General features: G+C 63.4%; 11 protein-coding genes. 6 read left to right on the forward strand and 5 right to left on the reverse strand.

Features of this window, described 5'->3' with window-relative positions; translation table 11 throughout:
- Positions 1–122 precede the first annotated feature (122 nt).
- Positions 123–1,286 carry a helix-turn-helix transcriptional regulator gene (locus CHB87_RS16205; RefSeq protein WP_089409483.1) on the forward strand — a complete coding sequence of 388 codons (1,164 nt, stop codon included), beginning with the start codon at positions 123–125 and terminating at the stop codon, positions 1,284–1,286.
- 267 nt (positions 1,287–1,553) lie between these two features.
- Here the strand turns inward: CHB87_RS16205 and metK are convergent, their stop codons facing one another.
- From metK to CHB87_RS16220, 3 genes are all read right to left on the reverse strand, one after another.
- Entirely contained in the window at positions 1,554–2,747 is a 1,194-nt protein-coding gene (gene metK / locus CHB87_RS16210) for a methionine adenosyltransferase (RefSeq protein WP_089409484.1), read from the reverse strand.
- Between the two features lie 269 nt (positions 2,748–3,016).
- A complete protein-coding gene (locus CHB87_RS16215) occupies positions 3,017–3,436 on the reverse strand; it encodes a helix-turn-helix domain-containing protein (protein WP_176441808.1) in 420 nt (139 codons plus the stop codon).
- Between the two features lie 163 nt (positions 3,437–3,599).
- Complete coding sequence (locus CHB87_RS16220; protein ID WP_089409486.1) at positions 3,600–4,577, reverse strand: hypothetical protein; 978 nt, start codon at positions 4,575–4,577, stop codon at positions 3,600–3,602.
- A 199-nt stretch (positions 4,578–4,776) separates the two neighbouring features.
- Here CHB87_RS16220 and CHB87_RS16225 point away from each other — a divergent pair, with 199 nt between their 5' ends.
- The gene (locus CHB87_RS16225) at positions 4,777–6,279 is read left to right on the forward strand and encodes a hypothetical protein (RefSeq protein WP_089409487.1); all 1,503 of its coding nucleotides are present in this window, start codon (positions 4,777–4,779) and stop codon (positions 6,277–6,279) included.
- A 47-nt stretch (positions 6,280–6,326) separates the two neighbouring features.
- Positions 6,327–7,925: a hypothetical protein gene (locus tag CHB87_RS16230; RefSeq protein ID WP_089409488.1), complete on the forward strand. Its 1,599-nt coding sequence runs from the start codon at positions 6,327–6,329 to the stop codon at positions 7,923–7,925.
- Here the strand turns inward: CHB87_RS16230 and CHB87_RS16235 are convergent.
- Complete coding sequence (locus tag CHB87_RS16235; protein ID WP_089409489.1) at positions 7,922–8,824, reverse strand: glycosyltransferase family 8 protein; 903 nt, start codon at positions 8,822–8,824, stop codon at positions 7,922–7,924. The genes CHB87_RS16230 and CHB87_RS16235 overlap by 4 nt on opposite strands.
- A gap of 63 nt (positions 8,825–8,887) precedes the next feature.
- On the reverse strand, positions 8,888–9,760 hold the full coding sequence (locus CHB87_RS16240) for an energy transducer TonB (RefSeq protein ID WP_176441809.1): 873 nt from the start codon (positions 9,758–9,760) through the stop codon (positions 8,888–8,890).
- 504 nt (positions 9,761–10,264) lie between these two features.
- Between CHB87_RS16240 and rplM the strand changes: the two genes are divergently transcribed.
- From rplM to rpsB, 3 genes are all read left to right on the forward strand, one after another.
- Positions 10,265–10,738, forward strand: a complete 474-nt coding sequence (gene rplM, locus CHB87_RS16245; RefSeq protein WP_245818042.1) for a 50S ribosomal protein L13 — start codon at positions 10,265–10,267, stop codon at positions 10,736–10,738.
- Positions 10,739–10,851: 113 nt separating this feature from the next.
- Complete coding sequence (rpsI, locus tag CHB87_RS16250; RefSeq protein ID WP_089409491.1) at positions 10,852–11,247, forward strand: 30S ribosomal protein S9; 396 nt, start codon at positions 10,852–10,854, stop codon at positions 11,245–11,247.
- Positions 11,248–11,461: 214 nt separating this feature from the next.
- On the forward strand, positions 11,462–12,403 hold the full coding sequence (gene rpsB / locus CHB87_RS16255) for a 30S ribosomal protein S2 (protein WP_089409492.1): 942 nt from the start codon (positions 11,462–11,464) through the stop codon (positions 12,401–12,403).
- Positions 12,404–12,510: the final 107 nt, after the last annotated feature.

Here is a 12,510-nt window from a genome sequence, read left to right on the forward strand (position 1 = left end):
AGGGGAGGCTTCGGCCTCCCTTTCGTGCGCTTGTTACCAAAGTGAGTGGTAAGAATTTTCGGTTGCTGGTAATCTTTCCGCATCGATCCGCTTTTTAGGTGTAGCAAGGGGACCCTGGGCCAATGTTCAATCATCCTGAGCAGGCGTTCGGCGGCAGCGCGCGCATGCTCGGCCTCATCGACACCATTTATGAGGCGGTAGAAAAACCCGAGCTGTGGGGATACGTCATGGGTCAGTTCGCCGAACTCATCGGCGGCGAGTCCATCGCGATGTACGCCGGCTCGCCCGGTGCGCAGGTACCCGACCTCGTCGCGCTCCAGAACACCTCAGACGACGTATGGGCCGTCTACGCCGACTACTACGCCAGCATCAACCCCATCTACGCGGCCGGCGCGAGGATCTACACCGGCGACGACGTCTGGTACAGCGAACACTCGATGCCGATGGCGGAGTTCGAGCGGACCGAGTTCTACAACGACTTCTTTCGTCCCAACAAGATGCATTACAGCCTCGGCCTGCAGGTCGATCTGCCGGGCGCGCCGGCGGCCGTCATCAGTTGCCAGCGCGCGAAGGTGCATGGGTCTTTCACCCCCGAAGCGGATGTGGTGGCCCGCACCCTGCGACCGCATCTGCAACGCGCCATCACGCTCTATCACCGGCTGGCGATGACGGAGTCCGCAAAGCTGGGTCTGGAGTCCGCGCTTGAAGCGCACGAACACGCCGTCCTGGGCGTCGATTCCGCGGCCCGGATCATCCTCTGCAACCGGCAGGCCCACGCGCTGCTGCAGGCGGGCGACGGACTCCTGGCCACGCACGGCCGGCTCTCCTGCACCCGTACGGAGGATCACCACGCGCTGCACGGTCTGCTTGCCGACGTGCTGGCGCCGATACCCTCCGCCGGCGGCTCGGTGGCAATCCACCGTAGCGGCGGGAAGCCTCCGCTCGCGGTCACCATCTCCCCCTTCGCCGGCACGCTGCCCGGCCAGTCCGCAAAACTGGGCGCGCTGCTCTTTGTCGGCGACCCGGTGCGCGAGACCCAGCCACGCACCGCGCTGATGCGTCTGCTCTACCGTCTGACCCCGTCCGAGGCCCGCGTCGCCGACCTGCTGCTCGAAGGCCTGGACGTGCGCGAGGCCTCCCTGCGTCTGGGCCTGACGCTCGACAGTACACGCTTCCACGTGAAGCGTATCCTCGCCAAGACCGGCGCGCGCCGGCAGAGCGAGCTGATCCGCATCATGCTCGCCCTGCCGGTGACCGGCGCGGCGAATGCGGTGTTGCAGCGGTAGCCGTAAACGATGGCGCCTGGTCTCAAGCAACAACAGACAACGACAAGAGCCAAAGCAGGTCCTTCGCTTCGCTCAGGATGACAACGTCGCGATGGAAACTCAAAGACTTCGCCCGAATGCCTGTCGTCGACACTGCCCACAATGCCTGTCATCCTGAGCGGAGCGAAGGACCTGCTTTTTTCTTCATGTTGGCGGCGATCCTCGTTCCACCGGCAAACAAAAGGGCGAGCCGCATTGGCTCGCCCTTTTGCTTTGGACAGGGTTGAGTTACTTGGCTGCGACGAGCTCCGGCGCGCCGGCCTTCAGGGCTGCGGCCTTGTCGGTCGCCTCCCACGTGAAGGCCTCGCCCGAGCGGCCGAAGTGGCCGTAGGCGGCGGTCTGCTTGAAGATCGGACGGCGCAGGTCCAGGCTCTCGATGATGCCCTTGGGCGTCAGCTTGAAGTTTGCGCGGACCAGCTCCGTAAGCTGACCTTCCGGCAGCGTGCCCGTGCCGAAGGTGTCGACGCGGACCGAGACCGGCTCGACCACGCCGATCGCGTAGGCAAGCTGCACCTCGCAGCGGTCGGCCAGACCCGCGGCGACGATGTTCTTCGCGATGTAGCGCGCCATGTACGCCGCCGAACGGTCGACCTTGGTCGCATCCTTGCCCGAGAACGCTCCGCCGCCGTGACGGCCCATGCCGCCATAGGTGTCGACGATGATCTTGCGGCCGGTCAGGCCGGAGTCGCCCATCGGTCCGCCGATGACGAAGCGGCCGGTCGGGTTGATGTGGTACTTGGTGTTCTCGTCCAGCAGCTGCGCCGGAATGACGGCCTGGATGACGTTCTTCAGGATGTCGGCGTGCAACTGTTCGTTGGTCAGGGTGCTGTTCTTGTCGCGGTCGGCGAACTCGGCGTGCTGGGTCGAGATGACGATGGCGTCGACGCGGACCGGCTTGTGGTTCTCGTCGTACTCGACCGTCACCTGGCTCTTGCCGTCGGGACGCAGATACGGCATCAGGCCGGACTTGCGAACCTCCGACAGGCGGAACGACAGCTTGTGCGCGAGCGAGATCGGCGTCGGCATGAGCTCGGGCGTCTCGTTGGTCGCGTAGCCGAACATCATGCCCTGGTCGCCGGCGCCGCCGGTGTCCACACCCTGCGCGATGTCGGGCGACTGGCTGTTGATGCTCGAGATCACCGCGCAGGTGGTCGAGTCGAAGCCCTTCAGGGCGTCGTCGTAACCGATCTCTTTGACCGTGTTGCGGACGATGGTCTGGAAGTCGACGTAGGCCTTGGTGGTGATCTCGCCGGCGACGACGACGAGGCCGGTGCAGGTCAGGGTCTCGCAGGCGACACGGCTAAAAGGGTCCTGCGCCAGGCAGGCGTCGAGAATCGAATCGGAGATCTGATCGGCAATCTTGTCGGGATGCCCTTCGGTAACAGACTCACTCGTAAACAGAAAACGGTCGCGTTTCGCCAAAAGAATCTCCTCTAATCCGTGCCCAGCCGAAATGCGGCGGACAACCTTCATATTTTACGCATGTGTGAGCGGGGTGCAAAGTTTCGTCCGCTGGAAGACGCTGGGATTTGTCGCCGCTCCGGGCGAACAGCAGATCCTTCGGCTGCGCTACGCTTCGCTCAGGATGACAAGGTTGTGGGGCGGGTCTGGTCAAACCGCCCCTAGAGCCTGTCATCCTGAGCGAAGCGAAGGACCTGCATTTTCTATGACTTCGCGACAGCCCGGAAGGCTTAGAAATGAACGCGCGCATGCAGCACATACTTCCAGGCCGCCCACGCTCCGCCGCCGACCAGCGCCAGCAGGAGGGCAACGCCCAGCCAGCGCATACCCATGCCGCGTTCGGTCGTGCCGCGGCTGCGCTTCACGTTCTGGGCGAACTGGGTCAGGTCGCCCTCGGTCTCGGTGCCGATGCCCTGGCTGCGCAGGTTGGCCTCGAAGCGCTCGATCCAAGGGCCCTCTTCGAGCCCCAGCGCATGGATATAGTTGCGTGCGATGCCTTTGCGGAAGACGCCTCCTGGAAGCTGTCCGTACTGGTCGGCCTCGAGGTTTTCGAGGTGGCGCATGGCGACGCGGGTGGTGGCGCAGATCTCCTCCAGCGTCACTCCACGCTGCTCCCGCTCGCTGCGTAACGCTTCGCCGAATCGTTCCATCGCTGTTGATCCGGGCCTCCGAGGGGAGGTTCCGGTCCGCTCCGTGCCCAAGGGGGTCTCATGCGGCCGGCGGGAATCGACTCTGGATACTGCCCGCAGACCGTTCATTGCGGAGCATAGCTCCCGGCGCCGGTCAAGTCAACGCGACGCCGGCCCGCGGGGTTCACTCCACCCTGGAATCCAAGTCTGGCTGGATCAGCCGGGTCATGGCGACCGTGACCGTGAGCGGCATCAGGGTCAGCGCGTAGGGAAGAAAGATGCGTACCTCATCGAAGCGTCCGACCGTCATCCACATGCAGAAGAAGAGCAGCGAACCTGCCAGTGCGCTCAGTGCGGGGCCTTCCGGGCGGAACCGTCCCCGTAAGACCGTGAAGGTGGTCCAGAACCAGGGGAACAGGGCGAGTGCGGGTACGACCCACGGGAGCGGCCCCCGAAGATTGCTGAACAGCATCAAGACCGGCGAACTGCCGTAAGTCGCATGCGGGTATCGGACGTGCATCATGTAGTACTGGCACGCGCAGGCGACGAGCAACGACAGCGCGCTCGCGCCGAACTGAAGCCAGCGCGGCAGAGCGAAGCCGCGTCCAGGGCCAAGCAGGCAAATCAGACAGACGCCCGCATGCAGGGTAGCCTGCAGGTCTGCCCGGACGATGCCCGCCACGGCCGAGAGTCCAATCATTCCGGCGATGCCGAGCGAACGTGAGAGGACGGCTCCGCCGGGCATGGGGATGGAGAGCAGCAGCAGAGTCAGGGAGAGCAATGCGGCGCTCGTGAGCGTCTCGGGCCGGACGTACCAGGTAAGCCAAAGCAGATAATTCAGCGTCAGCAGGCAGAAGACCGCTCCGCCGAACCACTGTGCGACCCGCTCCGCTCGCCGATAGACGGGCGAACGAAACAGGAGCGTGGTCAAAGCCCCTGTCATGGCAAGCGCCGAGCAGAAGTCGATCAGCACGAGCGTGTGGTGTATCGCCTGATGGGTGTGCCGCGCCAGCCAGTCGGCGGCAAAGACGACCCCAATGCGATATTGGGCCGGCGCATCGGCAATCCCCTGCAGTATGTCCAGAAAGAAACGCGGATTCTGATGCAGTTGAAGGCTGTATACCCAGAACTCAAGAAAGATCACCGCCGCGATAAGAATCACGACGACGACCCGGATAGAAGGCTCGGGTCTTGCAATCGGCTGGACTGGGGGGGCAGATCTGGGCGAGCGATCTGGCATGGACTGAGGCGCTCCTGGAGAACGAAGAATCACAAAGACGACGAAGCATACAAGCCACGACGATGGACGAACGAGTCATGGAAGAGCGCTTGAGCAGCCCAAGGTAGAATAAAGCCACTCCATGCGGCTTCCTTTCCCAGAACGAATTCCACTCAAGATCGCGGCCATTTACGCTGCAATTCTCTTCGTGCTGGAGCAGATGCAGGGAACCGAAACCTATTACAGCATATGCGTCTTTTCTTTCATAGTGATCGCGACGCTGACCTTCAATATGGCTGGCGGTTTTACCCGCCCTACCGGGGGATACGTCTTCGCCTACGCCATGCTGGGCTGCATTCTGGGCTGGACCTGGAAGGCGTGGCTCGGTGAGGCGGCGGACACCAACCTTCGCAGCCCGCATGTCACGGTTGGCGTCTTTCTCGGCGGCATTGTCTCGATGTTTGTCGCCGTTTATTTCAGCACGAAGTTACGACCGCGCAAGGCTCTGCTGGAAGGCCTGCTGCCGGAGAGGCATACCTCCGCCGTGGTCGCGATATGCGTCGTATTCGGCATGGCGATCACACTCCTGACCTATATCGTTCCACATACGGACGGCAGCCTGATCAGCTCGCTGCAGCAGGCGAACAACTGGATACCGCTGGCAATCATCCTGGGGGTGAGGCATGAGATCGAGAGGTCTGGCGGACAGCGCAGCGTCAACGCGCCGGTCCTGATCGCCGGGGGGTTCTACTTCGTCTTCGGCCTCATCAATTTCTCGAAGGAAGGCATCTTCACGCCGTTCCTCTGTTATCTCGTGGCAGCCTGTTCCATGCGTCTTCGTGTCAGCCTTGGGCAGATTGCCGGGGCGGCGGTCGTCGTCTATCTGATGGCGACATACCTGACGCCATACTCCCAGTACGGCCGTGGATTCAAGAGCCTCGAAACGAACGTCAGTCTCAGCCAGTTCGAATACAACGCCGGGCAAGCTGTGACGCTGCTCTCCGACCTGGGCCGCGTGCGACAGCAGAATGAGGCCATCGAACAGTTTTCAAGACAGTTCGAATCGACCAGCTATTTCAACTCCAACCAGGGTCTCATCGAACGCCTGCAGATGATCAGCGCGGACGATCTGCTGATCGACGCCACGGAACGAGGCAAAAGCAGCTATGGCCTGCTGCCCATCTGGACCACGCTTGCGGGCGCCATCCCGCACATTTTCTGGCCGAACAGACCCGAGTTTTACTGGGGCAACCTCTATGCGCATGAGATCGGCGGCATGATCGACGACCGGGATGCGACGACCGGCGTCTCGTTCACGCCCTCGTCGGAGGCTTACCACATGGCTGGCTGGCTGGGCGTCTTTCTGGTGGCGCCCGCCGTGTGGCTCTTCGACTTCCTCTTCTGCGATCTGGTTTGCGGCGATGTTCGCCGTTCGCCGTGGGGCCTTTTTATCATCCTGCTCTTTGCTCACGTCGCTCCGGAAGGGATGCTGACCGGCTCCATGATGGTCGTGGAGCGAAACGGACCCGCCCTGATCGGCGCGGCTTACCTCTGCGCCTATGCGATTCCATTCCTGGTATCTCTCTTCCTGCGTGCCCGGTCTGGCGCTGCCCCGGCCGTACGTGCAACGCCGCAGGAGGGATAATCCCGCAGCCCTCACCCTGGCCCCGCTCCGTGCCCCTGGATAAGCCCTTGCCCAACCCGCTCGTCCGCGCCCTCCAGACGCTCCTGCTGCTGGCGGCGGCGGTTTTTTTTGCACTCCACTACGTCCATCCGACGGCTGACTTTCCGAACAACTCGCCGTGGATGGACTGGTCGAAGTACACCGACGAGGGATGGTACGGAGACGCCGCGATCCGGCACTTTCAGCTTGGACACTGGTATGTCGCGGGCGACTTCAACCCGGCGGCGGCGCTGCCGGTCTGGCCGTTTCTGGAGGGCCTGCTCTTTCACTTCACCGGCGTCAGCCTGACGGCGGCGCGCGCTCTGACGGTGACGGTCTTCGGCGGCATCCTCGTGGTCTCCTGGCTGCTGCTGCGCCGCTGGAGCTCGCCGCAGGCTCTGGCGCCTGCGGTCGCGGTGCTGCTGCTCGCCGTCAGCCCGTTCTGCTACGTCTTCACGCGGCTGGCGATCCTCGAGCCACTGCTGATTCTGCTGGGGTTACTGACGCTGCTAGCAGCCGGCGCGGCCTCGCCGGCGATCGAGGGCCGGCGGCTCTGGCTGGTCGTCGCGGCGCTCGGCCTGCTGGCGCCGGCGATGATTCTGACCAAGACGACCGCCGTCTTCCTGATGCCGTCGATCGCCTGGCTGCTCTTCGCCGCCGTGGGATATGGCTGGCGCCCGTTTCTGCGCGTGGCCTTGCCGGCTGCGGCGGTGGCCGGGGCGATCTGGGGCGCGTACTTTCTGCTGCTGGTGAGACCGCACTACCTGCTGGACTACCGCTATCTCTTCTCCGCGAATGCCTACACCGGCATTACGCGGGAGAACGCCGCGTCCGTACTGCGCGACACCGTGCGCGACGGCATGTGGATGGGCAAGCTGCTGTTTCCACTGGCTTTGCTCTCGGTCGCGGTAGCGGCGGCGAGCTTCAAACGGATGCGCGAACTGCCGCTGATTCCGACGCTGATGCTTTGGGCGGCCGGGTATGTGGCGTTTCTCGCCTACCACGACAACCTGCAGCCACGGTACTACCTGGTGGTCGCCGTGCCGCTGATCCTGCTGGTTCCTTATGTGCTGGAGCAGGCAGCGCTGCCCCGGTTCCGCCGTCCATGGCCGCTGGCCGCGGTCTGCGGGGTATGCCTCGCAACCGTCGCGCTGACGGATGCCCGGGCGACGCTCGGCTATATCCGCCGGCCGGAGTATACGCTGGTGCAGGCCGCGGAGGGTATACGCGGCTATATCGATCAGGACCGCAGGAAGGACCCGCAACACAATCCGCTGGTGCTCTCCATCAGCGGCTCGGACATCTCGCTGATGACCGGCCTGCACAGCATCTGCGACGACTTCGGCACGCTGCAACTGGTCGACCGGGTGAAGCTCTTTCGGCCCGGCTGGTACGTCGCCTGGAACCAGATCGACGACGACAAGATGGACGCGCTGACGCCTCTCTACCACGTCGAGCGCGTCGCGGTCTTTCCGGCAATGGACGACCCGGAGCGCAACCTCTTGATTCTCTACCGGTTGGAGGACTCCATCCATACCAAGCCGGATCTGCGCCACCGCAAGACGATTCCAAAACAGTTGCGCACGAAGGTCGGGCAGCAGCCGAGCCCTTCGCAACTCGAGCATTAGGAAAGCAGGCGCCCCTTGAGCGCGCGCGCATAACCGCCTCGAACGCTCCACGCGCGATACCACTGGGAGCGCTTCAGGTAGCCGGCGCGGTGCTGAATCGTGGTGCTCTCCAGCGATTGAAAGTAGAACCCGGCCGCCGTATGGATAACACGGCCCCCGAGATCCCAGGGCTTCGGACTGCCGACGAAGTGGTAGATGCCGGGCGTCTGCTCGATCTGCGGGACAGGATTGCTGGGGTAGAGCGCGATGTTGAACTCCGGGGGCAGGCGCTGGAACTTCCCCGCGAAGGTCGCGGTCATGGCGGTCTGGTCGGCGGCGGAGAGGTCGTTCGGGTAGGTGCGGCAGAACGCGAGGATCCGGTTCGTCCAGCCTTCGGCGCGCCAGGTGTCGAGATTGAAGAGCATCACCCCGGCGTTGAAGGCAGGGGTGTCGGGAGCCAGGCCGACGCGGGCGTAGAAGGCCTTCTCCGGGTAGTCGCTGACGACGCCGCCTTCGACAAAGCCGGCCGGATTGCCGTCCGGCGGCAGCGCCAGCAGCGCGGAGACATCGATGCTGGTCGCCGTGTCGGCGTCGATGTACAGCAGACGGCTGGCGTCGACGAGATCGGGCAACGCGAGCCGGTAATACGTCGTCATGTTGCCGTGGAAGGGGCGCAGGCCGGCGAACATCGCCGCAGGCGGCTCTGGCAGGAAGCGCACCTCGTACGGCTTGCCGATGTGGTCGAACGTGCGGAGAACGTGGTCCCGCTGGGCCTGCGAAAAGCCGGTGAGCAGCAGGTGAAAGCGCACGGTGCAGCCTTCGGCTACATGGCGCAGCACGGACGAGGCGGCCACATGCAGGGGAGCCTCCATCTGGCTGTCCGCGCAGAAGGCTACGTCGATCGTCTTCGGTTCAGGCACGGGTCCGTCTTTCGGCTGCTGAGCTGGTTTCAGCTTGAATCTATCCGAATTCCTGCGGAGTGGCTAGGGGTGCGGCGGCGGCACGAAGTCGAAGCCCTGATTGAGGATCACGCCCGCCGGAACCGGCTTCTGATCCTTGACCGCGGGTTTGAAGCGCCACTGCTTCACGGCCTCGACCGTGCGCTCGTCCAGCCCATAGCCGATGGGCAGGAATACGGCCACATGCTTCGGCGCGCCCTGTTCATCGACCACCATGCGGACCTGCATCGTGCCCTTCACATGGTCGCGCTCGGACTCGTTCGTCGGCCTGGGCTCGACCTTCTTCTCGGGCGAGGCCGGCGTAGCGCTCGCTGGGAGCGGGGCGGCGGCGGTGTTGTAGATGGGCTTGCCGGTCAGCTCGTCCTGCGGCCACGGCGCGGCGGGGGTGAAGTAGTGGACCCAGAAGTCGGGCATCGAACGCTGCAGCGCTGGGTCGATGCCGGTCGAAAAGATCTTCGCGAGCGCCGCGTCGAAGGCCTTCGGCTGGTTGGAGTCGGCGACCTGCACGGTGAGCTTGTCGTCCTTCTGCGGATGCCGCTCGAAGATGTGCTGATCCTGGTTATAGCGGATGGCGACGCGGACGCCTTCGAGCTCGATGCGCCCCGGCGCGCGCCGCTCGGCCTTGAGGACGTCCATGCCGGAGAGCGTCCAGTCGGTGGTCTTCGGCGTCCCGGCGACCTTGCCTTCGGCGTCGAAGGTAAGCTCGTTCGCGGCGTAGAAGTTCCGGAGGAAGAGCGCTCGGCCGATGAGCGATTGGGCGTGTTCGAGATCGACGTCGTCAACAGCCGCCGGGGGCGAGGTAGGCGGCGTGGGCTTTGCCTGCTGGGCGTTCGCCGAAGCGAACATTGCGGCGCAGATGACTGAGGATACGGTCCAACGGTGCATCGATCGATTCACGGCAGCCTCCGTGGGTACGCATGGCGTACGAAGCCATTTCATCAGATGCCGCTGACTTCTGTCGAAGATATCGGAGAATTCGTTGACTTTCCCCGCCGCTCTGGCTATTCTTGAGACTCGCGCAGTCTCGCGTCTGCACGTCCTGGGTTTCGTGTGCCTCTCACTTCGGCGGCCAGGGCAGTCAGAGCAGCGGGATACCGATTGCCGCTTTGGATCGGTTGCTGATTGTGGATACACCCGGGGCGGGCTTGTTTTGGCGAGCCACACCCCTCGAAGCACCCACTCTCCCGCCTTACCGGCAAATGCGCAGATCCAGGTTGTTCGGCATCGTTGTGCGCGAGTGGGGTTTCGCTCGTTCGCCATGCCCTCCGCCAGGCAACAACTCGCGTCCTGCGTACGGTTTATCCACCGTTCGCCCTGTACCTTTTGCGCTTGATCAAGTGTTGAACCTTCTTCATGCACCACGCCGAACACTGAAGACGGCAGAACCAGGGAGTAAACGAAGTGAATCTGAATAACACCACCACCATTCCGAGCGGCAAAGATATCCAGCGCAAGTGGTTCGTCATCGACGCCACCGGCAAGACGCTGGGCCGCATCTCGACCGTCGCCGCCTCCGTTCTGGCCGGCAAGCTGAATCCGCTCTACACGCCATACATCGATATGGGCGATCACATCATCGTGATCAATGCCGAGAAGATCGTCCTGACCGGCATGAAGAGCGACCAGAAGCTCTATCGCCGCTACACCGGCTTCCCCGGCGGTCTGCGCGAAGAGTCCTTCATCAAGCTGCTTGCACGCCGTCCCGAGGCCATCGTCGAGCAGTCCATCAAGGGCATGCTGCCGAAGTCCAAGCTCGGCCGCCAGATGGCCACCAAGCTGAAGGTCTACAAGGGCGGACAGCATCCGCACCTCGCCCAGCAGCCCGTGCCGCTCGAGATCCACGCGAGCAACGCGCCCAAGGCAGCGAAGGCTTAGTTCCGCTTTTGGATAGGTCAGGGCTTCAGCCCTGACTCGACGGAGCCAACAAATTCGGGCTTTAGCCCCTGGGGTACGATCATCACCCCGGCCACCAAGATCGAAGGAGCATCATGGCAGACCTTATTCAGTATTACGGCACCGGCCGCCGCAAGTCGTCCATCGCGCGCGTCTTCCTGCGCCCGGGCAGCGGCAACTTCACCGTCAACAAGAAGGACGTCGACGTCTACTTCGTCACCCCGCAGCAGCGCGTTGCAGCCAAGCGCTCGCTCGGCATCGCCGGCATCGAAGAGACCTTCGACGTGCTGACGACCGTCAAGGGCGGCGGCATCATGGGCCAGGCCGACGCGGTGAAGCTCGGCATCGCACGCGCGCTCATGGAATTCAACCCTGAGCTGCGCAAGGCGCTGAAGGCGGAAGGCCTCACGACCCGCGATTCGCGCGGCAAGGAGCGCAAGAAGTACGGTCAGAAGGGCGCTCGCGCTCGCTTCCAGTTCTCGAAGCGCTAGTACGAGCTCTTCAGCAAAGGCTTTTGCTTTTGTCTGTTCTCTGCTCGGACGTGCCATGCATCTGGAGGAGATCAGGGGGTTCGCCTGATCTCCTCCATCGCAACACCCACGGGGTCATCTCTCGTGGCAAGGAGTCAAATCTCCCGACGCGTCACCGCAAGGGATCAATCCAGACCAGCCGCTTTTGGCCCGGTCTATAAACAGGAGCCTCACCATGGCAAACATTACGATGAAGGAACTGCTCGAAGCCGGCGTACACTTCGGCCACCAGACCAAGCGTTGGAACCCGAAGATGAAGGAGTACATCTTCGGCGAGCGCAACGGTATCTACATCATCGACCTGCAGAAGACCCTCAAGATGTTCAAAGAGGCTTCAAAGTTCGTGACCGATCTGACCTCGACCGGCAAGCTGATCCTCTTCGTCGGCACCAAGCGCCAGGCGCAGGATGCAGTCGCCGAAGAGGCGAACCGCGCCGGCATGCCCTACATCAACAGCCGCTGGCTGGGCGGTCTGCTCACCAACTGGGTGACGGTGCAGAAGTCGGTCAAGCGCCTGCAGGAGCTCGACGACATGTCGACCGATGGCCGCTACGAGCTGCTGACCAAGAAGGAAGTCATCAAGCTGGAGCGCGAGCGCAAGCACCTCTCGACCAACCTGTCGGGTATCAAGAGCATGAAGCGTCTTCCGGATGCGCTCTTCGTCATCGACTCGAACAACGAGGCCATCGCGGTTGCGGAGGCTCGCAAGCTCGGCATCCCGGTCGTCGCCGTGGTCGACACCAACTGCGACCCGACTGTCGTCGATTACGTGATCCCAGGAAATGACGATGCTCTGCGCGCCATCCGCCTCTTCACCATGAAGATGGCCGATTCCGCCGCCGAGGGCGTCCAGATGGTCTCCGAGCGTGCGTTCGCGACCGAGGCTGCCGACGTGCAGGTCATCCCGACCGAGTCGCACTTCATCGGCGAAGAGGGCGAAGAGCTCTCGGCCGAGCCGGTGCAGGAGTCGACCGGAACCGCCGAGGCCTCCATCGAGGATGTCGACGCGAACATCGACCTCGCAGCCGTGCTGGGTGGCAACATCCGCAAGGCGCCAGTCGCCGAGACGGAGCCCGAGCTCGAAGCCGAGCCGGTGCACGCCGAAGCCACCGCCTAAGCTCCACGAAACTCACCAGAGAGCGTGGATGCCGGCGAAACGGCGCCACGCTCTTTCTGCGTCCGAAGGTTTCTTTCCGGCGACACACGAACTGCAACACTAGCCGC

The sequence above is a fragment of the Granulicella rosea genome (genome assembly GCF_900188085.1).
GTDB classification, from domain to species: domain Bacteria; phylum Acidobacteriota; class Terriglobia; order Terriglobales; family Acidobacteriaceae; genus Edaphobacter; species Edaphobacter rosea.